Source organism: Nocardia sp. NPDC006982, assembly GCF_042869435.1.
Classification (GTDB): Bacteria; Actinomycetota; Actinomycetes; order Mycobacteriales; family Mycobacteriaceae; genus Nocardia.
In genome coordinates this window covers 1,329,844-1,355,534 of record NZ_JBIAFV010000001.1, presented here as the reverse complement: position 1 = coordinate 1,355,534, position 25,691 = coordinate 1,329,844, and the positions used below count along the sequence as shown (strand labels likewise).

Below are 25,691 nucleotides of genomic sequence, written 5' to 3'. Positions count from 1 at the left end.
CAGGCTTCGATGGGTGCTGAAGGTCTGCTCTCCGACGCGTGGAATCAGAGGGTGCGCGTCATGAAGACGCTGTGTGGATCCTCGACGTAGTCGGCGAAGGGTGCGCAGATCTCGAATCCGTGGCGGGCGTAGAGCCGCTGTGCGGGGGCGAAGTAGTCCGAGGCTCCGGTCTCCAGGCTGAGTCGCTGGTAGTTGCGTGCGCGGGCCTCGGCGATGAGATGGTTCAGCAGGCCCGAGGCGATGCCGCGGCCGGTGCGGTCGGTGGCGGTGCGCATCGACTTGATCTCGCCGTGGGTCGGGTCGAGTTGTTTGAGTGCGCCGCAACCAGCGAGTTCGTCGTCCTCCCAGGCACTCCAGAAGGTGACGTTCGGTGCACGCAGGGCATCCAGGTCCAGGGCGTGCACGCTGTCTTCGGGCGAGTTGTCGTACATCTCGGCCAGATGCTGGGTGAGCAGGGCAGCGACTTCGGTACCGGACAGATCATCGACGACGATCCGCAGCACGGCAGCCGGTGCGGTTGGCGTTCGTAGGTGGTGGCCGATATCGCTGGACATCCGTCCATCATGGATTGCGCCGGCATCGGACCTGCTGTCTGGGTCGGTCCTCGACGAATCCGCCGGAGACCCTTTACTGTGAGGGCACTCGCCCTCACCTAGATGGCCAACGATGCCGATACTCGAGAAGTACGCACCGTGCGCGGATCGTGCGCTGACTGGACCGCGGCGACTGCCGGTGCCCGCGGGCGCCGTCGTCAGTCGAGCAGGGCGCGATGCCGCGTTCAGACGAATCGGCCGCACGGCCGCGGTGTCAGAATCGACTGCGGCCGAGGGGATTCGGGTCGGCGAGCGGTTCGGCGAGATTCGCGTCAGGATCGAATCATGAAGTTTGCGAACAAGGTCGGGGCGCTGGCCGCGGCTGCGGCGCGCCGGGCCGCCGATGAGACCTACTACGCCGCGTTGACAGTGCGTGCCGGACTCGCGACCCCCGAACGCCCGGATCGGCTCGCCCTCATGGGTGCCGCGGTGCTGCGCTCCGGACTGCTCGGCGGGCTGACAACGATTGCCGCCCTGCGCTATCGGGATCGCGCCGCCATCATCGATGAACTCGGCCGCGTCAGTTTTCGTGAACTCGATGAGCGCAGCACCGCGCTCGCGAATGCCTGGCGGGCGCGCGGACTGCGTGACGGCGAAGGTGTCGCCATCCTGGCGCGCAACCACCGCGGCTTCCACTACGCGGTCTTTGCCGCCGCGAAATGCGGTGCGCGAATCATCCTGCTCAATACCGATTTCGCGGCGCCGCAATTGCGCGAGGTGGTGACCCGCGAGGGCGCCGATCTGCTGATCTTCGACGACGAGTACGCGAGTATGCTCGGCGATTTCACGCCGCGCCGGGGACGCTACCGCGCCTGGGCCGATAAACCGGGTGTCGACACCATCGACAATCTGATCGCGGGTGCGGCGCGCACACCACCGCGTAGGCCGCGCACCGCCCCTCGCATCATTCTGCTGACCAGCGGGACGACCGGCACCCCGAAAGGTGCGCCGCGCAGCAGCGAGCCTGCCTCACTGTCGCCGCTGGGCGCCATCCTCGGCAAGGTGCCGTTCCGTGCCCGAGAAATCACCGAATGCCCTGCGCCACTGTTTCATACGCTCGGATTCGCGCACGCTGTCCTCGCGGTCGGCTTCGGTTCGACGCTGGTGATCCGGCGGCGCTTCGATCCCCAGGAGGTGCTGGACAGTCTGGACCGCCACGGTGCCACGGCCATGGTCGCGGTGCCGGTGATGCTGCGGCGGCTTGTCGACGCCGGGCCGAAAGCTTTTGCCGGGCACGATCTTTCGCGGTTGCGGATCATCTTCGTCGCGGGCTCGCAGCTGGGTGCGGATCTGTGCATACGGGTGACCGAGGCATTCGGGCCGGTGGTGTACAACGTGTACGGATCCACCGAGGTGGCCTACGCGACTATTGCGACACCCGCGGACCTGGCGGTCGAACCCGGCTGCGTCGGCTCTCCGGTGCCGAGTACCACCGTGAAGATCTTCGACGACAACGACCGAGAGGTGAGTCCCGGCACTACCGGCCGCATCTTCGTCGGCAACAACTACCAATTCGAGGGCTACACCGGCGGTGGTGACAAGGCACGCATCGGACGGCTGATGTCCACCGGCGATGTCGGTCATTTCGACAGTGCCGGAAGACTTTTCATCGACGGACGCGATGACGACATGATCGTCTCCGGCGGCGAGAACGTCTTTCCGGGCGAGGTCGAGGAACTGCTCGCCGCACATCCGGCCGTGGCGGAGGTCAGTGCATTCGGGGTGCCCGACGATCGATACGGTCAGCGCCTGCGCGCGGTAGTCGTTGTCCGCGAAGGGCATTCGCTCACCGGGGACGAGGTGCGCGAGCACGTGAAGACGCATCTGGCCCGCTTCAAGGTCCCGCGTGACGTGCTGTTCGTCGACGAACTCCCACGCAACCCCACCGGAAAAGTACTCAAACGGGTCCTGCGGGAGCTCCCGGCCTGACGGCTCACATACTGCCGAGCATCCGTCGCATCGTATGACGCAACTGCGCCGGATCCGGCATCGCGGTACGGAACCACCCCGTCGGCGGCACCACCACCAGTCCGCCGCGCCGGTGCTCGACACAGTCGACGATCGCGTCCGCCACCGCCTCCGGATCGGGTGCGTAACCGGGCGCGATGGTGCTGACCAATACGCCCTGTTCGGCGAGTCCGCGATGCAGTGCGGTGCCGAGTCCGACCACCGCGTGCTTTGTCGCGGAGTACACCGCGGCGCCGAGTGCGGCCGTGACGCCGATGGCGGAACCGATATTGACGATGTGTCCGTGGCCCTGTTCGACGAAACGCATTCCGGCGAGCCGGGATCCGGTGATCACCGCACGGAGATTGATATCGATCTGCCGATCCGATTCGTGATCGAACTCGGCCAGAAACGAACCGGTTGGTTCGATATCGGCGGCATTCACCACGACATCGAGACCGCCCAGCCTGCGCTCGGCGGTCGCCAGGAATTCGGCGAAACGCACGCTGTCGGTGACCTCGACAGGGAGGCCGACGGCGTCGGGCCCATGAATCCGGTTGAGCTGGGCGGTGATTGCAAGCACTTTGCCGATGTCCGCGTCACCGATCGCCACATCGGCACCGACGGACAGGAAGGCCAGTGCGGCCTCCTTGCCGATACCATAGGTGCCGCCAGTAATCGCGACGCGCGTGCCGACAAGGGTCTGTCTCGGCATGTTGTTCTCGCCTACCTTGGTCTTCGCTCGACGATAGCTATGACGGTAGGTATGCGATAGTGCGGTCGCCATGCGATATCGGGTCATGAGATTGCGCATACCGGTCAGCTCGAGCCGAACTCGCTTGGTATATACGCCGTTCGGCCAAAACCTTGCGAGTATCGGCCAGCAGCGCTCACGATGTATTGGTGGCCTCATGGGAGTGGCGGCGGTCGGTGGCGAATGCGGCGATCCTGGCCGAGCTCGCCGATGATCACAATCTGACGCGCGCGGACCTCCTGTGCGGCACCGGCATCGATCCGGTGGTGTTGAAAACGCCCGGCGCGGAGATCACTGCGGCACAGGAACTTCTACTCGTCCGCAATCTCGTCACTTTGCTCGACGACCAACCGGGACTGGGCTTCGAGGCGGGTATGCGCACGCGCATCACCACCCACGGCGTACTCGGTATGGCGGTGTTGAGCAGTCCGACCATGCGTTCGGCCATCGATGTCGCGATGCGCTACTTCAGCATGATGACCTCGTTCGCGCGGGCCTGGCACGTCTATCACGGCGACGAGATCTGGCTCTACGGCGACGATCGGGATCTGCCCGCAGATGTGCGCGCCTTCCTGGCCGAACGAGATGTGGCGGCCCTGCTCTACAACTGGTATCTGGTGTTCGGGGTGCCGCCGCCGGTGGTGCGGGCCGAGGTCGCCGGTGGGCTGTTGTCTCGAATGCGGCCGATACTGGAGCAATTCGAGATTCCCAGCATCGAATCCCTGGAGCTCCAGCTCGCGGTTTTCGATGCCACCGATATCGATCGACCGATGCCCAATGCCAGCCCGCTCACCGCGCTGATGTTCGAGGAACAGTGCGCCGATCTGCTGCAGCGCCGAGGTTTGCAGCAGGGCCTCGCCGGTTCGGTGCGCGAGGTGCTGCTGCATCAGATGAACGGGCGCATCACCCAGGAGGATGTGGCCGAACGCCTGCACATGAGCCTGCGCACAATGCGACGCCGACTGGCTGACGAGGGCACCTCCTACCGCCGACTGTGCGTCGAAACCTATGGCACCCTCGCGGAGGAACTGCTCACCACTGGTCTCACCGTCGAGGATGTCGCCTACCGCATGGGCTATTCCGGCGCCCCGAGCTTCTCCAACGCCTTCAAACAATGGCGCGGCATCTCACCGGGCCGCTTCGCCCGCGCCGCCACCGATCGCCTCCGCCCCAGCGTCGCACACTAGGCCGCATTCCTTGGCCGCCACGCCATTTCGCCGCGGGCGAGCAAGATCAGGTGGAACTGGTGGCATGGGGTTCTCGCGTTTTGCCGCCGTGGTTTCCACGTGATCATTCGTCCAGCTGGTGCCTCGGGGTCCGCGTCGTAAGGAGTGTGCAGGAAGAGGAGGGGTGTGGCTGTGGGGAAAGGGCGGCGGGTGAGGTGTCGGGGGTGCGAGCATGGAGGGGAGGACATGGGTCGGGAGGTGGGTGTGGTGGAGTTCGCGCAGGAGTATGCCGCCTTGCGGTGGTCGGTGGTGGTGGCGTTTGTTTTCGCGGCCGCAGTGGTGCTCGGGCGATTGGCGGCGCCGGACGGCGTCGGTAGGGCCGAACCCATTCGCCTGCAAGCAGATTCGCCCGGCATGAATGCGGCGGCATGTCACGAGTCCGATGCCGCCCATCTGATCATGTGCATGGTCATGCTTGCGATGCTGATCTTTCCGATGGGAGCGGATCCGGTCGTGCTGCGCGGTGTGCTGATCGCGCTCATCATCGTCTTCGCGGCCCTGCTGGTAGTTCGAATTATGCAGTGGCGCAATATGACTCGCGTGCTACCCGACGATCGCGTCATCGCCGTCGGATATCACATCGCCGTCGCGGCCGCCATGCTGTACTCGATCGCGGGACACAGTGCGGGCATGCACGGCGACGGGTCGGCCCCCGGACCGGCGCTGACACTGACCGCGCTGTTCACCGCCGATGCGCTCGCCTTGCTCGTCGCGGCGAGTACCGGCCGTTGCCGGCGTTGGCTCGGCCACCCGATCGACATCCGAACCGGTCCGCAGCAGTCGGCTTCCTTCGTCACCCGCGCACTGACATCCGCGATCGTGCCGCATATCGTCATGGACCTCGGCACGGCCTACATGCTGATCGCCGCCGTCTGCGGGTAGGCCGACCCGATGTCTGATCAGGCGGCTGCGAGACGAGGGAACAGGGCCTCGGCGCTACCGCGATTGATCGCGTCGAGCTGGCCGGGTTCGAAGCCCTCGTAGCTCTCCAGTAGAGAGTCGAGGAGATCACCGCTCCCCTCCGGGGCGAACGGAAAGTCGCTGCCGTAGCAGATGTGTCCGGGCGCGGCGAAGGCCAGCAGGGAGGGTAAGGCGGACGGCGTGGTGGACAGTGCGGTGTCGAAGTAGAAGCGCTGCAGGTCCGTCAGAATGCCCATGGGTGTTGTGCCGGGGTTGAACTGGGCGCCTCCGGTGAACCGCCAGGCGGCGTAAGGCAGGAAGCCGCCCGCGTGCGAGAGGATCACCCTCATCCGGGTGTGTCGGCTCATCACGCCGTTGAGCGTCATATGGACGGCGGTGCGGGTGGTGTCGAAAGGGAAGTCCAGCAGGGGACTCGGCATGCCCTCCAGCATCGGCATCGGCGGGGCAGTGGGATGGATGAAAACCACCGCGGCGCGAGCGTCGAGCTCGGCCCAGAGCGGCTCGAACTCCTTGTGGCCGAGGTAGCGGCCGTAGTAGTTGGACAGCAGCACCACACCGTCGGCGTGCAGTTCGTCCAGCGCGTAGGAGGTTTCGGCGATCGCGCCGTCGACGTCCGGTAGCGGGAGATTCGCGAAGAAGCCGAAGCGGTCGGGCCGGTCCTTGGTCAGCTCCGCGCTGTACTCGTTGATGTCGCGGGTGATCGTGCGGGCCTCCGCGTCGTCGCCGAAGTGGGTGCCCGGTGAGCTGATCGAGAGGATGCCGGTCGTGATCGACCGGCGGTCCATCATCGCGATCGCACTCTCGGCATCCCAGGCGGGTGTGGGCCAACCTCCCGCCGTCTCCCCATGACGGTCCATTGCTTCCCGGTAGGCAGGCGGGATGAGGTGCTGGTGGACGTCGATCCGGGATGGAGAGGCCATTTTTCGCTCGCTTACTAATATTTAGCTTGCTAATTATTGTGATGCTAGGCTAGCAGGCGTGGCAAATACGGGCAATGTCCAGCAGATCGCGACGGATGCCGACGTGACAGGGGAGGAGATCGCGCAGGCGGCCGACGCGCTGTTCGTCGCCATGCGGCGGGCCCGTTCGGTGGGTGCCGAGCAGATCGGTGGACTTTCGCTGGCCCAGGTCGCACTCCTGGAACCGCTGGCCGGGGAGGCGGACATCCCGGTGGGACGATTGGCGCGCAACGCAGAGGTCAGCGTGCCCACCGCCACCCGCATGTTGCAGCAACTGGAGGCGAAGGGCGTCGTCGTGCGACGCCGATCCCCGGAGGACGAGCGGCGAGTACTGGTGAGCCTCACCGACGACGGCGCCGAGCGGCTCGCCTTGCTCCGGACCCGGCTGCGCGAGCGCCAGCTGCGCGCCTACGCGGCGTTCATGCCCAGTGAGCGGGTCCAGCTCGTCAGGCTGCTGCGCCGCCTCGGCGAACTCGTCTCCGATTCCGACCGCCATCCGCGGCCGCCGGAATAGGTCGTTGGATACTCGCGGTCTACAGGTTGACGACCGAGTCGGCGACCACGCGGCCGCCGAGTCGGACCCAACCGTCGGAGTCCCATTCGGTGAAGATCTGCGAGCCCTTGCCCTGGGTGATGATCAGGCCGCGGCGTAGCAGGGCGGTGAGGGCGACGGCGGCGGCTCCGGTGGCTTCGTCCTCGGGTACGCCCATGGCGGGGGCGAACATGCGCGAGCGCAGGGCACCGCGGTGCTCGTCGGTCCAGGTCCAGAGGTAGTGCGAGCCGCTGTCGAAATCGTCGGGGCGCAGATTCGCCAGCTCGTCGAGGTCGTCGAGCTGGTGAAAGGTGAAGTCCGGGGCCCATTCGCCGCGTGCCCTGATCCAGACCATGCCGTCGGAGAGTTCGACGGCGACTGGACCCGCCGACACCTGCAGAATCCGCACCGGCCTGCCCTGCTCGGCGAACCACCACGCGGTGCCCACCGACGGATGCCCGGCGAAGGGCAACTCCACCGCGGGGGTGTAGATCCGCACCTTGGCGACCTCCTCGACGGGATCCTCGACAACGACGGTCTCGCTGTACCCCGCCTTCGCCGCCAGCGCCTGGTGGTCGACCTCAGCGACATCGGCGGCCCGAGCGATGCCGAGCTCGTTGCCGCCTCGACCGGTCGGGTCCGTGAAAACGCGCACGACCTCGACCCGCGTACCGATGGCCTCTGGTTCACCGTGTGTGCCCATGTTCGCGAGCCTACCGGCCCTCAAAAGGTCCAGGAAGTGCTGTCAACGCGGGCCGCAGAGCCAGGCGAGGTCACGCAGGATTTCCGACACGGTCACCGGGCCGAGGTCGGCGAAGGTGGGGCCATTGCGGCCCGCGAGCGCGGCGTACCTGAGCTCGTGCACGGGAGCGACCGGTTCGAACGGCTCCATGCCCGGATCGATCCCGATACTGAGAACCCGGTCGTCGGGGAGCCGCTTGTCGAAGGTATCGATGCGACCGCCGTCGCCCCGTTCGGGTGGATTCCAGCCGCGGTTGGTCAGGCCGTGGATACGGCCGAGGGGAATAGTGGTATTCGCCGGAATCGGCACGGAGGAACTGGCGAGCAGTTCCGGGTCCGGATGGTGCACCTCCCGGCCGATCTGTGGAAATGGTTGCAGGAGTTCGTAATCGGCGAGCACATCGGCCCAGGCGACGGTCATTTCGGCGCCCAGGTGGAGAGGATGGGCGATACCTATGACGGCATCCTCGGCGACTTCGAGTGTGGCGTCATCGGCGTCGGCGAAGGTGTTGTCCTCGGCGATGCGGAACGAGTCGAGAACCTGGTCGTCGCAGTATGTTGCCCAGATCAGGCGGCGAGTCACGTTGATGCGCACCGGATGTGCGATGAACAGGGTGCGTAGTTCGTCCAGGGTGAAGCGGCGTTCGGTGACCATGGCGCGTTCGAGCCGCCGGATCTGATCGGCCGCGAACTTCTTGACCGACTTGCGGATCGAGCGATAGCTCGCGGTCGCATCGGCGACCGAGTGCTCGTCGTCGCGAATTCCGGCCTTCGGCAGTGCCTTGTAGCGGGTGCCGTCGGTACCGGTAATGGTGGGGCGCAGCTGTTCATCGAAGCCGAGCACGAATTGGCGCGGCCCGAAGTCCAGCAGCGCCGTACCGTCGGGGCGCAGCCCGAGATCGGGAACCAGGCGGTCGGCGAGTTGATCCTCGCTCAAACCCAACTCGTCCGCGACATCGGCGACCCGGATCTGCGCCGCATCCCGGACCGCCGCCTTTCGGCCCTTCTCGTTCAAGGTGATCAGCGCCGACAATGCGTGGTCGGTACCGATGGCGGCGAGGGTGTCGAGCGCATTGTCCTTGGCCCCGCTCCATAGGATATTCGGCAGCAGCTCGTCGACGGTCTCGTCATTTCCGAAGGCAGCCAGCACTTCCCAGACCCAGGTGTCCTTCGACGGCGCGCCCGCCCTGGTCCACTGGCTGTGGATCGCTCCGGCCGCGGCGGCCAGACTCGCCGCGTCGCAGTCTTCGCGAACCCGTGCCAGCGCGGCATGTGGCGCTCCGGGTTCCGACAGCATCATCAACGTAACGAGATTCGCGACCGCCTTGGGCGGCAGCGCGTGGCCGCCCTTCAGCCCGATCGCGGGCAGCTCCGACATCGACAACCATTGCGGGAGAACGGGAATCCGCGCGGGCACGATCTCGGCGGGATCGGTATCGAGCAATTCGCGCACCGGCGCGGTGGCGTCATATGCAGCGGCCGCATCAATAATGGCATCGGTGTGGCCGAGTGTGACGAGGGTGCGCAGAGCCGTGGCATGCGTGCGTCTTGCCTTGCGTGCCTTGCCGATCGCTCCCGGCATGAACGCGGTCGCGGCGTAGGCGGGATGGCGGCGCAACCAGTCCAGCGCGATGCGGCGGCGCGAGCGCATACGCAGCCAGTCCACGACCAGTTCGGCGACGGCCGGGCTTTCGAAAGGGGCGATCGCCGCGGCGTGGTCGCGCGGTCGCTTCGTGACGGTGTCGATGACCAGGTCGTGCGTAGCGGCACCGTGTTTTGCCGCGAGTGCGAGCAGGGGAGTGGCCGACCAGAGTCCCCAGCCCACGGTGCTGGTGCGCAGATACGGTTCCGCGATCGCGAAGTCGACCTGGGCGAGTGCGTGCAGTGTCCAGTCGTTGAGAAAGTCATTGCCCGGCGGAATGCGCTCCAGCCGCTCGCGTATCTCGTCCTCGGACAGCGTGCCGACGCTGTCGAGCCATTTCTGCCGTTCGCCGTCGTCACGCCACGAAATAGCAACGCCCGCAGGAACTTCGAGCGCTACGGCGGAAGCAGGCCTGCGACGAGGTCGTTGCCATGGCGGTGTGCTGAGGATCGCGGGAACGAGTTGGGCGGGAGTTGTATCGACCGTCTGCTCTTCGGGCAGACTCTCGGTGATCAACAGCTGTGCGGATTCGGGCAGTTCGTCGCGCATGGCGACGGCGCGTTCGGGATGGCGGCGGACGTGCAGGCAGAAGTCGGCGGCGTTCTCCTGCCGGGTGGTCCGCGCACCGAGCACACGCATGGCACGAGATGGAAACCGTTCGGTCGAGGCGAGCAGTGCCGCGGCGCTCACATTGCGCCACGAATGCCTGGCCAGGAAGTCCATCGCTTCGTCAGTTGGGAGGCGGGCGAGCATGCGCGACAGGGTTTCCGGCCCCGGGGCGGAGCTGTTGCCCTGACCCGCCTCCCACAGTCGAGTCAGTACTGAAGTGGCGTCGGGGCCGAGATGTGCTGCGACACTGTAGATCAGCGATTTGTTGTCGCGCAGCAGATGCCAGTGCCAGCCGAGCAGATCGAGGATGCGGTGCGCGTGCGCCGAGTCGGTCACCGAGGCGAGCAGGAATATCGATCCGAAGCTGTCGGTGAGTTTCGGGTCTGCGAGATCGGTTGTGACCCAGTCCTGTTCGGTGGGGAACAGGTATGAGGTGAGCAACCGGATCGCGAGCGGCCCGCGACGCAGCTGCCGTGCCTGGTCGACGGCATCGGCGTAGTCCATCTCCCCGGTGGCGGCCAGCAGGGTGCGTAGTCGCCGGACCAGGGTGGCGGGCGGATCGCAGGGACTCGACACCAGAACGCGATTCGATTGCCCGGCCCAGGTATCGGATGCTTCCGCGTGGATGCCGGTGAGGGCGGCCACGGTCGCCACGGCACAGCCGAGACCGTGGGTCGCGACCAGATAATCGGCCAGATCCGCGTGGTCGTCGTAGTAGCGGCCGAGGGCATCGGCATCCCAAAGCTTCGCGTCCATGCCGATCGCGGCGCACACGGCCGCGCCGAGTGGGTCGGCACGCCGATCTTCCAGATATTGCGCACCCCGCTCGGCGAGCACCTTGTGCGAGCCGGAGTGGCTCAGGATGACGCGGGTCCGATCCGCGGACTGCGCCAACTTGTCGGAGACGGTCTGTGCCGCAGCCGCATTCACGGCACCGTTGCGTGCGGGCCATCGGCCGCGAAAGGGATCGGTTTTCGACCACCAAGCGGCGGGTACCACCCAGATGTCCTCATCGGTCGGCGGCGTGCGGACAGCCATCGGCCCTGCTCCCTTGTTCACGAGGTGCGTATCGCGGACAGGCTAGCGAGCCGCTCCGACACGTGTCGGTCGACGCGGAAACGGCAACGACCCCGTCCATTCGGACGGGGCCGTTGCATGTTTCCGGCGAGATATCAGACCGCGGCGGTGGCCAGCGTCTCCGTGGATTGCACGGCCTGGCCGACTCCGGCGACGATCGCGGCCGCGCGCAGCGATTCGAAGATCACCTCACGCGAGACGCCTGCCTCGCGCAGCGTCTTCTCGTGCGCCTCCAGGCAGTGCGCACAGCCGTTGATCGAGGAGACCGCGAACGACCACAGCTCGAAATCGGCCTTGTCGACACCCGGGTTGCCGATGATGTTCATCCGCAGACCGGCACGCAGATCGTCGTAGCGGCCCTCCAGAAACGTTTTGCCCCGGTAGAACACATTGTTCATGCCCATGATCGAGGCGGCGCCGAGTGCGGCGTTGTAGGCCGCCGCGGACAGATTGTCCGCGGCTTCCTCGGCGATTTCCCGCAGTGTTGTCGCCGACCGGGTCGCGGCCGCCGACGCGAGCAGTGTGCCCCACAGCTGCTGTTCGTTCAGCACGGTGGTGCGTGCGATGGACGACAGATTGAGCTTGAGGTCCTTTGCGTACTCGGGAAGGGAGTTCTTCAGGGTCTCAATGCTCATTCGGCGAATCCTCTTCTCGTTCAGGGGTTTTCAGGTGGTTCGGATAATGCTCAGACGCTCGCGGCGAGCAGTTCGCCCGCGTTGATGGTCGGGTCGCCCTTCTTCCAGTTGCAGGCGCACAGCTCGTCGGACTGCAGTGCGTCGAGCACGCGCAGCACCTCGTCGACATTGCGGCCGACCGAACCCGCGGTCACCGAGACGAACTGGATCTCGTTGTTCGGGTCGATGATGAAGGTGGCGCGGTCGGCGGCGCCGTCGGCATTGAGAACGCCGGTGGCGGAGGCCAATTCACGCTTGAGGTCGCTCAGCATCGGGAACGGGAGGGTCTTGAGATCCTCGTGCTGGGCGCGCCACTGGAAGTGCACGAACTCGTTGTCGACCGAGGCGCCGAGCACCTGCGCGTCGCGGTCCTCGAATTCCTCGTTGAGCTTGCCGAAGGCGGCGATCTCGGTCGGGCACACGAAGGTGAAGTCCTTGGGCCAGAAGAAGACGATGCGCCACTTGCCGGCGTGATCGTCGGAGGTGATGCGGGTGAAATAGTCGTCAGGCTGCTGAGCGTCGACCTTCGACAGGTCACCGCCGATCACCGCGGTGAGGTTGTATGCCGGGAACTGGTCGCCGATGGTCAGCAAAGCCATGCTTGTCTCCTCGTCAGTCGGTTTGCTAGAGCGAGTGGATCGAAAAGCTCACTGGTGATCTTGCCCAAAGGCCGGTGAAAGGTAAACGTGATCAGTCGCACTACACTGATAGGCGTGACTGATCAGACTTATCAGCCGACCCTGTCGCAGCTGCGTGCGTTCGTAGCGGTCGCGGAGTACCGCCACTTCGGCACCGCGGCCGCGCGGCTGAGTGTGAGCCAGCCCACGTTATCGCAGGCATTAGCCGCATTGGAACACGGGCTCGGGCTGCAGCTGATCGAGCGCAGTACCCGGCGGGTGCTCGTCACCGCCGCGGGTATGCGGCTGTTGCCGCAGGCGACGGCGACCCTAGAGGCGGCCGATCGATTCGTCGCTTCGGCGACGGGTGACAGCCTGGGCGGCACCCTGCGGATCGGCATCATCCCGACGGTTGCCCCGTATGTGCTGCCGGATCTGCTACCCGAATTGCGCAAGGTATTGCCCGCTTTGAATCCTCAGGTGGTCGAGGACCAAACCGCCCGGCTGCTGGAGGGATTGCGCACCGGCGTCCTGGATGTCGCGCTGCTCGCGCTGCCGACCGAAGCGCCCGGCCTCGTCGAGATCCCGTTGTACACCGAGGAATTCGTCCTGGTGACTCCGCGCGGTCACGCGCTGGCCGGCCGCACCGATATCGCACCCGCCACCTTGGACGCGCTGCCGCTGCTGCTGCTCGACGAGGGCCACTGTCTGCGTGATCAGACCCTGGAATTCTGCCGCTCCGCCGACGCCCATCCGGGTGCGGTCGGCGATACTCGTGCGGCTTCGCTGGCGACCGTGGTCCAGTGCGTCGCAGGCGGTCTCGGGGTGACGTTGATTCCGGAGATGGCGGTCGCGGCCGAAACCGCGCGCGGCACACTGGAAACCGCGCATTTCGCCGCCCCCGCTCCGGGGCGCACGCTCGGTCTGGCGTTTCGCGCATCAACGGCGCGCGCGGACGATTACGAACGGCTGGCGGAGATCATTCGGTCGCAGCGGCCCGGAGTCAATTGAGTCCGCGGGATCAGGGTGCGGCGTCGCCGAGGAGTTCGGTTGCGGTGCTGTGGATTTTGCGCAGGGCGTTCATGAGGTGACGGCGTTCGGTGGCGGTGAGATCGGCGGTCACCTTGTCCTCCAAGGCTTGTCGCTGCGCCTCGATCGGCTTTTGAAGGGCGCGGCCCTTATCGGTGAGCCAGAGGCGGACCAGGCGGTTGTCGTGGTCGTCGCGACGGCGCTCGAGCAGGTCCGCGGCGGTCATGCGGGTGGCCATTTTGACCACCGTCGGGGTGGTGACGTTCAGCGCTGCGGCGACCTCGCCCGGGGTGCGCCCGTCCCGCTCCCACAGTAGAGCCAGGACGTAATTCTGACCCAGATGCAATCCATGCGTACGCATTTCGCGGTCCGCGAGTGCGCGTAGCACCTTCGAACTGCGGCCGTGTAGGTCGAGGAACTCGGGCATCTGTCGGATCTCCTTGGCTATTGACGAATGGATCGTTAGCCGTCTAGCGTTTCGATTCGTTAGACGGCTAGTGATGTGGAGGTCTGATGATAGTGGTCACCGGTGGCACCGGAAATATCGGTCGTGAACTCGTCGGCGAACTCGCTGCAAGAGGTGTGGAATTCCGTGTTCTCGTGCGCGATCCGGCTCGAGCCGTGGATCCGGGCGGGGGTGAGCTCATCGTCGGCGATCTGGACGATCCGGCGACCCTCGCGCCCGCATTCGACGGTGCCGACACACTGTTCCTGCTGGTGCCCGGCATCGGTCTGGAGCACACTGTCGATGCGGTGAACGCGGCGCGAGCGGCCGGAGTGCGGCATATCGTGCAGTTGTCGTCGTTCAATGCGATGGGCGATCCGGTACCGGCCATGGGGCGTTGGCATCTCGAGCGCGAGCGGATCGTCGCTGAATCCGGCATACCGGTGACCGTGCTGCGGCCCGGTGGATTCATGACGAATGCGCTGGCCTGGGCGCAGACGATCCGCTCCGGCGGTGCCGTCCTCGACCCCACCGGACCCGGTCGCTATGCCCCGATCGACCCTGCCGATATCGCCGCGGTGGCGGCCGAGGTCCTCATCCGCGACGGTCACCGCGGTATGACATACACCCTCACCGGCACGGAAACCTACACTGTCGCAGAACAAGTCGCGACCATCGCCCGCACGATCGGTCGCGCCATCGAGGTGCACGAGGCGGCCACGCCGCAGGAGGCCTTGGAATCCCGCTACCCGGGCGGTGCGCCACCGGCGCTGGCGGCGGCGATCATCGAGGGGTTCGAGTTGATGCGTGCCGATACGGTGGGGTTCCGCACCGACACGGTGAGTGAGCTGCTCGGCAGAAGTCCGCGTAGGTTCGCCGACTGGTGCGTCCGCAACGCCGATGCGTTCGTGTGAGGACGCTATTCGGGTGAGGTCATGCTCTGGCTCGGTCGGCGCGTCCGGCCACCTCGACGCTTCCGGTGAGTTGTTTGTCGGACCAGTAGCCGCCCCCAGTTCCAACGCGGGTCTATCGGATCGTTGGGCGTAATCTCCGCTGGTAGGCAGTTGGAAAGGGTGCACAGTGGATGAGTCGGGTGCCGATGTGTCGACCGAGCCGGGACAGCGGCTCGGTCGCTCGATCGCCAACGGCGATCAGTTGTTCGTCTACGGAACATTGCAGTTTCCGGAGGTGCTGGTCGAGTTGATCGGGCGGTGTCCGGAATTGGTGGCGGCGGAGCTGACCGGGTGGCGGGTGGCGGCACTGCCGGGGCGGGTATATCCAGGGTTGATACCCGCCACGGGTGGGATTGCGCGAGGTGTGGTGTTGTCCGGGCTCGACGCGGGGGAGTGGGCGGTGCTGGATGCGTTCGAGGATGACGAGTACGAGTTGCGGCGGGTTCGACTCGGTCCGGCCATATCGGCGTGGACGTATGCATGGACTTCCGTTGTCGCGCAGGATGATTGGTATGCCGAGCGCTTTGCCGCCGAGCATCTGGGTGCGTTCGTGGCTCGGTGCGCCGAATGGCGACGACTGCTCTGAATCAAGGTCGGATTTGCTATTCCAAGACGACCGGTCATATATTAACTCCATGGCGCGACCCCGACGCAGTGATGACACTCGGCAGCTTCTGGTGGAGCAGGGCGCTGCCGGGTTCCTGACGAACGGCTATCACGGGACCGGTATCAAGCAGATCCTGGATGCGGTCGGCGTGCCGAAGGGTTCGTTCTACAACTACTTCGATAGCAAAGAGAGTTTCGGGCAGGCGATCATCGACCACCATTCGCTGTGTGTGCAGCGGAATTTGGCCGAGGCGCTCGGGACTTCGCCGGATCCGGTCGCCGGGTTACGGGAGTTCTTCAGGCGGCTCATGGATGATTTCGTGCGGGCGGAGTTCACCGGTGGATGCCTGATCGCGAACCTCGGCGGGGAACTCGAGGGCAGTGAACTGCTGCGGGAATCCTTGGCAGGGGCCTGGAATTCCTGGCGCGACGGGGTGGCGGCGGCGCTGCGGCGGGCGCAGGAGCTCAGGACGATTCGCGACGATATCGACGCCACGGAATTGGCTGATCTGCTGCTGGAATCGTGGGAGGGCGCGGTGATCAGGATGAAGATCCAGCGCTCGCTCGAACCGCTGCACAAGTGTTTGCGCCGACTGCTGGATGACTACTTTCGACCCTGACCTGTAGGTATCGCGGCTTTGGGCGGCCTTATATCTATTCCAAGACGACCGGTCGTATCGGCAAGTGTCACGAGAAAGAGAGAAAGATATGGTCAAGACGGTGATCGTCACCGGATCCTCCAGTGGGATCGGGCGCGATATCGCTCGGGCCTTCGTGGAGCGTGGTGACAATGTCGTGCTCAACGGGCGGGATGCTGACAAGCTGGCGGCGGTGGCGGATTCGTTGGGCGCGCCATCACGGTTGACGGTATTCACCGGCGATATCGGCACGCCCACAACGGGTTCCGAGCTCGTGCGCCTTGCGGTGGAACGTTTCGGTCGAGTCGATGTGCTGGTGAACAATGCCGGAATCTTCGGGGCCAAGCCGTTCGTCGATGTCACCGAGGCGGATCTGGACAGTTACCTGAACGGCAACCTGAAAGGGACCTACTTCACCACACAGGCCGTCGTGCGCCAGCTGCAAGCGCAGAAAAGCGGTGGCAGCATTGTGAATATCGGGACGGTGCTGATCAACCACGCGCTCGCGGGGCTGCCCGCATCGGCCGCGCTGGTCAGCAAAGGCGGCGTCCACGCGTTGACCACGAGTCTTGCTGCCGAACTCGCCGCGGACGGCATTCGGGTCAATGCCGTCGCTCCCGGCATCATTCGCACACCACTGTTCGGTGACGGCGACGAAAGCGCCTCGGGTCGACTGGCTTTGCTCAACCGAATCGGTGAAGTGAGCGAAACCACCGCAGCGGTGCTGTATCTCGCGGACGCCGCCTTCACCACCGGCCACATCTTCCCCGTCGACGGCGGGTTCATCTCGGGAAGGGCCGCATAATGCCTTACGTCAATATCAAGGTCACCAACGAGGGCGTCACGCGAGATCAGAAGACCCAACTGATCAAGGGCGTAACCGACCTGCTCCGTGATGTCCTCGGCAAGGACCCGGCGACCACCTTCGTAGTGATCGATGAGGTCGAGCTGACCGATTGGGGTATCGGCGGGATGAACGTCGAGGACTGGCGCAAACAGGCATAGGCCGGGCGTTGGCCCAGTTCGCCCATTCTTGCTCGGATTCAGCGGGATCGAGGCAGGAATGGGCGCTGAGGCCACTTCGGTACTGCTCGGACATGCAGTTGCTCGGCGCACGCGCCGCATACAGGAATGGCAGACCCGCCAGCCGACTATTAACCTGAGATCGGATGTATCCGGTGTAGGAGCAGCATGGCTATGCCCGGCGAGGTTCGAGCCGAGATCGGTTGGCGACAGGCGATTGTCGACCGTGACGTGCCGTCCGCACTGATCGCGCGAGCGCGGCGCAACGGCGGGATCATGCGGGTCAGGCTGCCATTGCCGGGCCGGTCCTGGCTGATCACCGACAGTGATCTCATCGACCGTGTGCTGCGTACCGGTGCGGGCGAATTCGACAAAGGTGGTCCGATCTACCGGATCATCCGTAACGCGACCGGCGCCGAGGGTTTGTTCGTGGTCAACGATCCGCAACTGTGGCGGACATTGCGTGAACACACGAATCCCGCGTTCGCGGCTGCCGAACTCGCGCCGCTCGCGCACGAGAGTGTCCGGCGATTGAACGACCGGATCGACAACTGGCATCCGGACCGCGCCGTCGACGTGTTCACCGAATTCAAACTGCTCAACGTGGAACTGCTGGCACGGCATCTTTTCGGTCAGACTGTCGACTGCGCGACACTGGTGCGATCGGCCCAGCCGATCTTCGACAGCCAGCGCAGGCAGTGGTTCCGGATCGGCGGCGGCAACTACCGGCGCGCCATCGCGGCCATGGACGCCGAGGTCCACGCCATCATCGACCGGCGGCGCACAATGGACGATTGCGCCGACGACCTGCTCGGACACCTACTGCAGGTGCGTCCGGAACTTCCGGGCCAGCGGATACGCGATCAGGTGATAAGCCACTTGATGGCAGGTTTCGACAGCACGGCATGCGCTCAGTCGTGGGCATGTGTGCGGCTGGCGGACCATCCCGCCGAGCTGGTCGAATTGCGGACCGAAGTCGAACAAGTGCTGGCGAGTCGGCTACCGGCCGCAGCCGATCTCGCCCGGTTGCCGCTGCTCACATCGTTTTTCGGCGATGTTGTGGCACAGCGACCGTCGTTCCCGCTCATCTTCCGCCATGTCGCGGTCGAGACCGAACTGGCCGGTCGCCCGCTGCGTCGGGGCGACCAGCTGTTCATCGCGCTCGGACCCGCCCGCCTGCCGTTCGGCATCGGCAAACGAAAATGTATCGGCGAACCGATGGCAGTACTGACCGGCGCACTTTCCATCGCGGTACTCCTACAGCGGTTCGGCCGATGGCAGCGCACACGGCCGGGCAACCAGCAGATCCGCTACGCGACCACCGCCCCGCCCCGATACAGCGAGATCCGCTTCACCCCATGACCATCCGGTTCTCAGCCAGGAGCGGACACTCCGGCCGAACGCCGAATCGCACCGGCTCGAAGGGAAAACCCTTGGGAGCCGGTGCTATTCGGGAGTGCTGCTAGACGCGCAGCGCGTGCGGTTCGATCGCGCCGCGCACCAGCGCCCGCGCATCGATCGTCTCGGCGCGATAGGGCAGCGTGCCCAGCCGATCGGTCATCGCCTGCACCGGGTCATCGATTCGCTCGTTCAACCCGAACAGGAATGTCCACTCGTGCTCATCGCTGCCGTACTGCACCACGGTGCCGAACTGCTCGTGGAAGCGCTTCCAGGACCGCTTCAGCGTCTCGTTGCGCCACATCGTCGCGCATCCGGCCTGTGCGCTGAGCACGCCGCCGGGTGCGAGCAGCGCCCGACATCGCGACAGGAACTCCGACTCGTAGAGCCGGTTGTGCTGCGCGTCCTCGACTCGCTCATCGGGCAGATCGATGACTATCACGTCGTAGCGGGTGCCCGCCTCGTTCGCGTTGGCGAGGAAGTCCCAGCCATCGGCGTAGTGCACTTTGACCGGGCCCGCACCCTTGACGGCGGCGGCCAGTTCGTCGCTGGTGTAGCCGTAAGGCAGGTGCTCGGCACACAACTCGACCTCGCGCTGGTCGATATCGACGTGATCCACCAGCGTCGCACCCGCGGCGACCGACATCTGGCTGGCCACACCCTCACCCGACCCGATGATCAGCACCTTGTCCAGCTTCGCGGCCAGCGCGAAGGCCGGGACCATCATCGCCTCGTGATAGGTCAGCTGGGAGAACTCCGTGGACTGGCGATCGTCGTCGGAGAACAGGCTGATGCCCTGTTCGGTGCGCGCGATCACCATGTGCTGGAACGGAGTATGGGTGTCGACGATGACCTCGTGCAGATCCCAGATACGGGTCAGGCCATTGCCCACCGGCTCCTCGATCCGCGTCGAGCCGTGCCCGCGCTGGATGACTTGCATGCGAACATCCCTGGGAGACAACTTATCTCGCAGTAGTTCGACGGCCTTCGACGCGCCGGCGCCGATAGTTCCGCAGGTGAATACGTCGACAAAGATGTCGCCGGACTCCGGATAAGTGTGAATCGAGGCGTGGGACTCCGACAACAGCGCGAGGACGGTCACCCCCTGCGGATCGAACTTTTTGTGTACGACATCGCAGATGGTGACGCCCGCCGCGATCAGAGACTCACGCAACGCCGATTCGAGTCGTTCGAGATCGTCGCAGAGATCTGCGTCGACACCACCGAACTCGGCCAGCACATGCCAGCCGGTGAATTCCGCCGTCATAGGCAAACTCACTCTCGCTCAGCGCCCGAGACATGAACGGTCAAGGGCGGAAAACCATTGAAGGACACCGACGAATAGCTCGCGGTATAGGCGCCGGTATCGAGGATCTGGATGCGATCACCGGCTCGCAACGAGGTCGGAAGAAGGACCTTCGTGCGTTGATACAGTACATCGTCGCCATCGCAGGTCGGTCCGGCCACCACCGCCTCGTCCACGGGATCTCCGTCACGTTCGGTGACGAAGCGGTATGCGATGTACTCGTTCTCGGTCTCGGCCATGCCGTTGTAGCGGCCGATGTCGAGATACACCCAGCGCCGTCCGTCCGGCGCGATGCGCACGCCGATGACCTCGGCGTGAATAGTGCCCGCCGAACCTACGAGCGCGCGGCCGGGCTCGATGACGAGTCCGGCGGTCGCGGGCAGGAATTCGGCGGTGGCGGCCGCAATGACGGCGCCGATATCGTCGAGTGCGGGCGCCGCCTCGACGTACGAAATGGGCAGGCCGCCACCGATATTCACCGAGCGCACCGGAATGTCCTTGTCCGCCAGCGCCGCCACGATGCGGCCCGCCTGCTCGATACCGATGCGCCAGGCTCGCGGGTCGGTCTGCTGGGAGCCGACGTGGAAGTACGGACCCCCGACGATCAGTCCGAGATCGCGGGCGCGCACCAGCAGCCGCAGCGCCTCGGTGGGGGAGCAGCCGAATTTGGTGCCGAAGGGTGTTGTCGACTGCGGCGCCGAGGACAGGAACCGGCACTCGACTTCCGAACCCGGCGCGTGCTCGACGATGCGCAGCAGATCGTCCTCGGTGTCGAAGGCGTAGCGGCGCACACCCGCGGCGTAGGCGGTCGCGATGTGGGCGGCCTTCTTGATTGGGTTCCCATAGCACATGCGAGCCGGGTCGACGCCCTCGTGCAGGCACAGTTCGATCTCACCGACGCTGGCTACATCGAACTCCGCGTCGTGACGGTCGAGCAGACCGATGAGTTCCGGGACCGGACTCGCCTTGACCGCGAAGCGTATTCGGGCTCCGGGTACCGCGGCCTGGAGTGCGCGGTAGTTCTCGCGCACCCGCGCTGGGTGGATGGCCAGATAGGGCGATTCGGGCAGGTTTGAACCGGTCAATCTAAGGGAACTCTCCGTCGTTTGAGGGGCGGCCTTCGTTCAGGCACCGCGCGAGAGAGTATCAGCGCGATGCCCCTGGTAACCAACTCGTTGACGACACCTTGATCATGATCACCCTGCGACTATCGTGACCTCGTCGAATACGACCTCGCCCGCGGCATCGGACTCGGCGAGATCGACCATGGCCGCGAGCGCCCAGCCGTGGTCCCCGGCGGGATCGTCGAGCACTTGGCGCACCTGCCAGAAACCGGGGCGTTGTTCCACCTGGAACAGTTGCGGACCGCGAGCGTCCGGGCCGGTGCCGATGCTTTCGTACTCGTCGAAGTAGGGGTTCAGCTCGGCGGCCCAGTCCGGTCCGGTGCCGAGCTCGGCGAGGGCCTCCCAACGGCGCAGCGCGGCGAGTTCGACGCGACGGAACATGGCATTGCGGATCATCACCTTGAACGCGCGTTCGTTGGCCGAGATCGGCCGCACCGTTTCCGCGCCGAAGGCGAGCTGATCGGCATCGGTCTCCGCACCCGGATTGGTGAGCTGCTCCCATTCGTCGAGCAGACTCGAATCCACTTGGCGCACAAGCTCGCCCAGCCATTCGGTCATATCGTCGAGATCCTCGGTGCGCGCGGATTCCGGGACGGTGCGCCGCAGCGCGCGGTAGGCGTCGGCGAGATAGCGCAGCACCACCCCCTCGGAGCGGGCCAGCTCGTAATGCGAGATCAGCTCGGCGAAGGTCATCGAGCGTTCGATCATGTCGCGGACGACCGACTTGGGGGACGGAGCGAATTCCGACATCCAGGGATGCCCGGCCCGATAGGTCTCGAAGGCGGGTTCGATCAGCTCGGCCAGCGGTTTGGGCCAGGTGACCTCTTCCAGCAGCTCCATGCGTTCGTCGTATTCGATACCGTCGGCCTTCATCTCGTTGATCGCCTGGCCGCGGGCCTTGTGCTGCTGGGCCATCAGCAGCTGGCGCGGATCCTCGAGCGTCGACTCGATGAGGGAGATGACGTCGAGGGTGTAGCCGGGGGCGTCCTTGTCGAGCAGGTCGAGCGCAGCGAGGGCGAAGGGGGACAGGGGCTGGTCGAGGGCGAAATCGCGCTGCAGATCGACGGTGAGCCTGGCGCGGCGGCCCTGTGCGTCGGGTTCGGGAAGCTGTTGCACCACACCGGCATCGCGCAGGGCGCGATACAGTCGGATGGCGCGCAGGATGTGCCGGCGTTGCGCGGGGCGGGGCTCGTGATTGTCCTCCAGCAGATGGCGCATGGCGTCGAAGCAATTGCCCGGGCGGGCGATCACATTGAGCAGCATGGAGTTCGTCACGTTGAAGCGCGACACCATCGGTTCGGGGCTGGCGGCGACGAGCCGGTCGAAGGTCTCCTCGCTCCAGGAGACGAAGCCCTCCGGCGGTTTGCGGCGCACCACCTTGCGCTGCTTCTTCGGATCGTCGCCCGCCTTGGCCAGCAGCCGAGTGTTCTCCACTTCGTGGTCGGGCGCCTGCACGACCACGGTACCCATGGTGTCGTAGCCCGCCCGGCCCGCGCGGCCGGCGATCTGATGGAATTCGCGGGCCTTGAGCCTGCGGGTGCGCACACCGTCGAATTTGGTGAGACCGGTGAGCAGTACCGTGCGGATCGGCACGTTGATCCCGACGCCGAGGGTGTCGGTGCCGCACACCACCTTCAGCAGACCGTCCTGGGCCAGGCGCTCCACCAGGCGGCGGTACTTGGGCAGCATGCCCGCGTGATGTACGCCGATGCCGTGGCGGATCAGCCGGGACAGGGTCTTGCCGAACCCGGAGGAGAAGCGGAAATCACCCAGTGCTGTTGCGATGGCGTCCTTTTCGGCGCGCGTGGCGAAGTTGACGCTGGTCAGCGCCTGCGCGCGTTCCAATGCGGCGGCCTGGGTGAAATGCACGACGTATACCGGTGACTGGTTGGTCGTGACGAGATCTTCCAGGGTTTCGGTGATCGGGGTGCGCGCGTAGGAAAAGCTCAGCGGGACAGGACGTTCGGTGCCCGCGACGATGGCGGTCGGATTACCGGTGCGGCGCTCGAGATCGGCGGCGAAGAAGTCGACCTCGCCGAGAGTTGCCGACATCAGCAGGAATTGGGCGCGCGGGAGTTCCAGCAGCGGTACCTGCCAGGCCCAGCCGCGGTCCGGATCGGCGTAGAAGTGGAATTCGTCCATCACGACCTGGCCGACATCGGCGGCCGCGCCCTCGCGCAGCGCCATATTCGCCAGGATCTCGGCGGTGGCGCAGATGATCGGCGCCTCCGGATTCACCGCCGCGTCACCGGTCACCATGCCGACCCGGTCCGCGCCGAAAACCTCGCACAGGGCGAAGAACTTCTCGCTGACCAGCGCTTTGATCGGGGCGGTGTAGTAGGTGCGCAGGCCGCGGGTCAACGCGAACAGATGTGCGCCGACGGCGACAAGGGATTTACCGGATCCAGTGGGGGTGGCCAGGATGACATTGGATCCGGACGCCAATTCCAGTAGCGCCTCGTCCTGCGCCGGATACAGCGGGGTCCCCTGCTCGGCCGCCCACGCCCCGAAGGATTCATAAAGTGCGTCGGCGTCGGTTCCCGGTATCTCCAGCAGCTCGGTCAGATCCACTCCGACCACCCTACGGGCAGCCGCCTGCGGTCCCGTCAGGGTGATCGGGTCAGTTGGACTGTTCGTCCTCGTCGCCGTCGTAGCCGCCCTGCTCGGCCAGGAAGCGCTCGAATTCGGCGCCCAATTCATCGCCGCTGGGCAGTTCACCATCGCCGACCAGCAGGCTCGACTGGCGTTCCTGCGCGGAGACGAAGCTGTCGTACTGGCGCTCGAGCGCGTGCACCACGGTCTCGACCTCGGAATTCCCCGCGATGTGCTCGTTGACCTGCTCGCGCACCCGCGCGGCGGCCTCACCGAGCGCGGCCAGCGGGAATTCCAGGCCCGCGTTGTCGGCGACGTGCTCGAGCAGGGTCTGCGCGGCCTCCGGGTAGGCGGTCTGCGCGAGATAGTGCGGCACATGCACCGAGAATCCGACGGATTCGTGGCCGTGCTGGGCCATCCGGTACTCCAGCAGCGAGGACGCGCTGCCCGGCACCTGTAGTTCGCCCGGCCAGCGCTGATGGTCGGCGATGAGGTCGCGGTCGGAGGAGTGCGCGGTGATGCCGAGCGGGCGGGTATGCGGGATCGCCATCGGGATGGCACTCAGTCCGATGCTGCGCCGCACACCGAGCTGTTCGGCCAGCAGACGCACCGCGGTGGTGAATTTCTCCCAGCGCAGATCCGGTTCCAGGCCGGACAGCAGCAGGAACGGGGTGCCCGCGGTATCGCGCAGCGCCCAGAGATTCAGCTCGGGCTCGGCGTAATCCGAGAAGTGGTCGGTCTTGAACGTCATCAGCGGACGACGCGAGCGATAGTCCAGCAACTCGTCGACATCGAACGAGGCGACCAGCTCGCTCTCGAGACTCTCGCGCAGGTGCGTCGTGGCCAGCCGCACCGCATGCCCGGCATCGGTGAAGCCCTCCAGTCCGTGTACCAGGACCGGACCCAAGCCATCGTCGTTCGACAGCTGCGGAGCTGGGAACTCCAACTCGTACATTCGCGACTCGTGGTCCATCGCGTCTCCTTCCTGCGCGGTTCACCGACGCGGCTTCCAGGTTCACAGGCCTGTTGGGCAATTCGCGGCGGTCAACCACTGTCCATTGTCCCCCATGGCCCCGACACACGTTGCCACGGGCGACACCGACCCATGAGACAGGGCAACATCAGTAGTACCCCGCACATTCCCGATCACTCGAAGAACCGGCGTGGCATCGTGGGCGGGCTCCGGGAGTTTGGCACAGTGGACCGGTGACTGTGCCGAATTCGACGCGCAGGGTGCCACGCGGATTCGGGGTATCGGGTTTGGTGCCCCTCGCCGCGAGTGCGGCGCTGCTCACCGGCTGCTCGTCGACGGTGACCGGACATCCTGTCGACTCCGGTCCGAGCGCGGGGACCCGGTATGTGACGGCACAGCTTTCGACGCTGCTGCCCGATCCCGCGCAGTTCCCGGCCGGATACGAGGCGGTCGTGCTGCCACCGGAGGCGGCCGCGCAGGCGGCGGCGGACCTGACCGGCGCCGGGCGCGGTGCGAAGGTGCAGCCCGACGGATGTGTCCCGCCTGCTCAGCAATTCGGTCCGAATCAGACGGCCGTTGCGGTGGGCACCGACAACGAGACGCGCGCCACGATGACCGCGGAGTTGACCAGGACCGGACAGCCGTTGTCGGTATTGCGTGACCAGTTGAAGCGGTGTCAGCAGATGCATGTGAACCGAGCGGGTGCGACGACGATCGTGACCACCGAACTCCAGGCGCCCCCGAAGATCGACGCCGACGACACGTTCGCGCTGCGCCGCACGGTGGCGCCGCAGGTGAGCGCGGCCGGGCTGACGCAGTCGATGCAGACGCTCACCGGGCAGGTCGCCGATGTGCGTATCACGGTGACATACATGACATTCGGCGATGCGAAGCCGGATACGGCGGCTTTGGACGAGCTGTTCACGACGGCGGTGTGGAAAGTGAAGCAGGGGTGAATGCGGCGGCCTGCGCCGATTGTTGGCTGGAGCTTGCGGCCGGACACTAGCAGGTGGCACCGACATAGTCGTCGCCGTATTCGTGTCCGATTCCCGATTCGTCCACAGTCCAAGTGTTTTCCACAGGGCAATTCGGTCCCGCGATATCCCCAGGTCGGTGTCCCGGGCTTCGAGGTGGGTGAGCGCACCCTCGATGCATGACGACTTCCACGAATCCCGCTCCCGCCCTCGGAGATCCAGGCGACGGCGCATCGCCGCGCACCGGTTTTTGCACAAGCCCCGCCGTTCACCTCCGCAAATCCGCTCACTCGTCGGGTGCTGGCGACTCGGGTTGCCGGGATGTCGAGGATTCGCGT

Annotated in this window: 24 protein-coding genes; 12 read left to right on the top strand and 12 right to left on the bottom strand. The window is 65.6% G+C overall.

Annotation, left to right across the window (positions count from 1 at the left end):
- Positions 1-44: 44 nt before the first annotated feature.
- Positions 45-554 (bottom strand): GNAT family N-acetyltransferase, encoded by a 510-nt coding sequence (locus ACFYOW_RS06060; RefSeq protein WP_387284928.1) that lies wholly within the window; start codon positions 552-554, stop codon positions 45-47.
- A 324-nt stretch (positions 555-878) separates the two neighbouring features.
- Here ACFYOW_RS06060 and ACFYOW_RS06055 point away from each other — a divergent pair, with 324 nt between their 5' ends.
- A complete protein-coding gene (locus ACFYOW_RS06055; protein ID WP_387284926.1) occupies positions 879-2,522 on the top strand; it encodes an acyl-CoA synthetase in 1,644 nt (547 codons plus the stop codon).
- A gap of 4 nt (positions 2,523-2,526) precedes the next feature.
- Here the strand turns inward: ACFYOW_RS06055 and ACFYOW_RS06050 are convergent, their stop codons facing one another.
- Complete coding sequence (locus ACFYOW_RS06050) at positions 2,527-3,255, bottom strand: SDR family NAD(P)-dependent oxidoreductase (RefSeq protein WP_387284924.1); 729 nt, start codon at positions 3,253-3,255, stop codon at positions 2,527-2,529.
- Positions 3,256-3,443: 188 nt separating this feature from the next.
- On the opposite strand from ACFYOW_RS06050, the gene ACFYOW_RS06045 reads away from it, so the two are divergent.
- Complete coding sequence (locus ACFYOW_RS06045; RefSeq protein ID WP_387284922.1) at positions 3,444-4,481, top strand: AraC family transcriptional regulator ligand-binding domain-containing protein; 1,038 nt, start codon at positions 3,444-3,446, stop codon at positions 4,479-4,481.
- Between the two features lie 225 nt (positions 4,482-4,706).
- Positions 4,707-5,402 (top strand): DUF5134 domain-containing protein, encoded by a 696-nt coding sequence (locus ACFYOW_RS06040; RefSeq protein ID WP_387284920.1) that lies wholly within the window; start codon positions 4,707-4,709, stop codon positions 5,400-5,402.
- A gap of 17 nt (positions 5,403-5,419) precedes the next feature.
- Here the strand turns inward: ACFYOW_RS06040 and ACFYOW_RS06035 are convergent, their stop codons facing one another.
- Positions 5,420-6,361, bottom strand: a complete 942-nt coding sequence (locus ACFYOW_RS06035; protein ID WP_387284918.1) for an amidohydrolase family protein — start codon at positions 6,359-6,361, stop codon at positions 5,420-5,422.
- A 58-nt stretch (positions 6,362-6,419) separates the two neighbouring features.
- On the opposite strand from ACFYOW_RS06035, the gene ACFYOW_RS06030 reads away from it, so the two are divergent.
- The gene (locus ACFYOW_RS06030; protein WP_387284916.1) at positions 6,420-6,914 is read left to right on the top strand and encodes a MarR family winged helix-turn-helix transcriptional regulator; all 495 of its coding nucleotides are present in this window, start codon (positions 6,420-6,422) and stop codon (positions 6,912-6,914) included.
- A 19-nt stretch (positions 6,915-6,933) separates the two neighbouring features.
- On the opposite strand, the gene ACFYOW_RS06025 is transcribed toward ACFYOW_RS06030, so the two are convergent.
- From ACFYOW_RS06025 to ACFYOW_RS06010, 4 genes are all read right to left on the bottom strand, one after another.
- A complete protein-coding gene (locus ACFYOW_RS06025; protein WP_387284914.1) occupies positions 6,934-7,635 on the bottom strand; it encodes a PhzF family phenazine biosynthesis protein in 702 nt (233 codons plus the stop codon).
- 42 nt (positions 7,636-7,677) lie between these two features.
- Positions 7,678-10,962 (bottom strand): DUF4132 domain-containing protein, encoded by a 3,285-nt coding sequence (locus tag ACFYOW_RS06020; RefSeq protein ID WP_387284912.1) that lies wholly within the window; start codon positions 10,960-10,962, stop codon positions 7,678-7,680.
- A 134-nt stretch (positions 10,963-11,096) separates the two neighbouring features.
- Entirely contained in the window at positions 11,097-11,636 is a 540-nt protein-coding gene (locus ACFYOW_RS06015) for a carboxymuconolactone decarboxylase family protein (RefSeq protein WP_387284910.1), read from the bottom strand.
- Between the two features lie 50 nt (positions 11,637-11,686).
- Entirely contained in the window at positions 11,687-12,274 is a 588-nt protein-coding gene (locus tag ACFYOW_RS06010) for a peroxiredoxin (protein ID WP_387284908.1), read from the bottom strand.
- A 114-nt stretch (positions 12,275-12,388) separates the two neighbouring features.
- Here ACFYOW_RS06010 and ACFYOW_RS06005 point away from each other — a divergent pair, with 114 nt between their 5' ends.
- A complete protein-coding gene (locus tag ACFYOW_RS06005) occupies positions 12,389-13,303 on the top strand; it encodes a hydrogen peroxide-inducible genes activator (protein ID WP_387284906.1) in 915 nt (304 codons plus the stop codon).
- Between the two features lie 10 nt (positions 13,304-13,313).
- Here the strand turns inward: ACFYOW_RS06005 and ACFYOW_RS06000 are convergent, their stop codons facing one another.
- The gene (locus ACFYOW_RS06000) at positions 13,314-13,748 is read right to left on the bottom strand and encodes a MarR family winged helix-turn-helix transcriptional regulator (protein WP_387284904.1); all 435 of its coding nucleotides are present in this window, start codon (positions 13,746-13,748) and stop codon (positions 13,314-13,316) included.
- Between the two features lie 86 nt (positions 13,749-13,834).
- Between ACFYOW_RS06000 and ACFYOW_RS05995 the strand changes: the two genes are divergently transcribed.
- From ACFYOW_RS05995 to ACFYOW_RS05970, 6 genes are all read left to right on the top strand, one after another.
- Complete coding sequence (locus ACFYOW_RS05995; protein ID WP_387284902.1) at positions 13,835-14,680, top strand: NAD(P)H-binding protein; 846 nt, start codon at positions 13,835-13,837, stop codon at positions 14,678-14,680.
- A gap of 166 nt (positions 14,681-14,846) precedes the next feature.
- Positions 14,847-15,305, top strand: coding sequence for a gamma-glutamylcyclotransferase family protein (locus ACFYOW_RS05990; RefSeq protein WP_387284900.1), 459 nt, complete (start codon positions 14,847-14,849; stop codon positions 15,303-15,305).
- 49 nt (positions 15,306-15,354) lie between these two features.
- A complete protein-coding gene (locus tag ACFYOW_RS05985; protein WP_387284898.1) occupies positions 15,355-15,945 on the top strand; it encodes a TetR family transcriptional regulator C-terminal domain-containing protein in 591 nt (196 codons plus the stop codon).
- 88 nt (positions 15,946-16,033) lie between these two features.
- A complete protein-coding gene (locus tag ACFYOW_RS05980; protein ID WP_387284896.1) occupies positions 16,034-16,768 on the top strand; it encodes an SDR family NAD(P)-dependent oxidoreductase in 735 nt (244 codons plus the stop codon).
- Positions 16,768-16,968: a 4-oxalocrotonate tautomerase family protein gene (locus ACFYOW_RS05975; protein WP_387284894.1), complete on the top strand. Its 201-nt coding sequence runs from the start codon at positions 16,768-16,770 to the stop codon at positions 16,966-16,968. Before ACFYOW_RS05980 ends, ACFYOW_RS05975 begins: the two co-directional genes overlap by 1 nt.
- A gap of 186 nt (positions 16,969-17,154) precedes the next feature.
- Positions 17,155-18,348: a cytochrome P450 gene (locus tag ACFYOW_RS05970; protein WP_387284892.1), complete on the top strand. Its 1,194-nt coding sequence runs from the start codon at positions 17,155-17,157 to the stop codon at positions 18,346-18,348.
- Positions 18,349-18,448: 100 nt separating this feature from the next.
- Here the strand turns inward: ACFYOW_RS05970 and speD are convergent, their stop codons facing one another.
- The 4 genes from speD to ACFYOW_RS05950 form a co-directional block, all read right to left on the bottom strand.
- The gene (gene speD, locus ACFYOW_RS05965) at positions 18,449-19,651 is read right to left on the bottom strand and encodes an adenosylmethionine decarboxylase (RefSeq protein ID WP_387284890.1); all 1,203 of its coding nucleotides are present in this window, start codon (positions 19,649-19,651) and stop codon (positions 18,449-18,451) included.
- An 8-nt stretch (positions 19,652-19,659) separates the two neighbouring features.
- Positions 19,660-20,760, bottom strand: coding sequence for a type III PLP-dependent enzyme (locus ACFYOW_RS05960; protein ID WP_387286034.1), 1,101 nt, complete (start codon positions 20,758-20,760; stop codon positions 19,660-19,662).
- A 126-nt stretch (positions 20,761-20,886) separates the two neighbouring features.
- Positions 20,887-23,385: a DEAD/DEAH box helicase gene (locus tag ACFYOW_RS05955; RefSeq protein ID WP_387284888.1), complete on the bottom strand. Its 2,499-nt coding sequence runs from the start codon at positions 23,383-23,385 to the stop codon at positions 20,887-20,889.
- Positions 23,386-23,434: 49 nt separating this feature from the next.
- A complete protein-coding gene (locus ACFYOW_RS05950) occupies positions 23,435-24,379 on the bottom strand; it encodes a PAC2 family protein (protein WP_063038328.1) in 945 nt (314 codons plus the stop codon).
- Between the two features lie 233 nt (positions 24,380-24,612).
- On the opposite strand from ACFYOW_RS05950, the gene ACFYOW_RS05945 reads away from it, so the two are divergent.
- Positions 24,613-25,335 (top strand): sensor domain-containing protein, encoded by a 723-nt coding sequence (locus ACFYOW_RS05945; RefSeq protein WP_387284886.1) that lies wholly within the window; start codon positions 24,613-24,615, stop codon positions 25,333-25,335.
- Positions 25,336-25,691 lie beyond the last annotated feature (356 nt).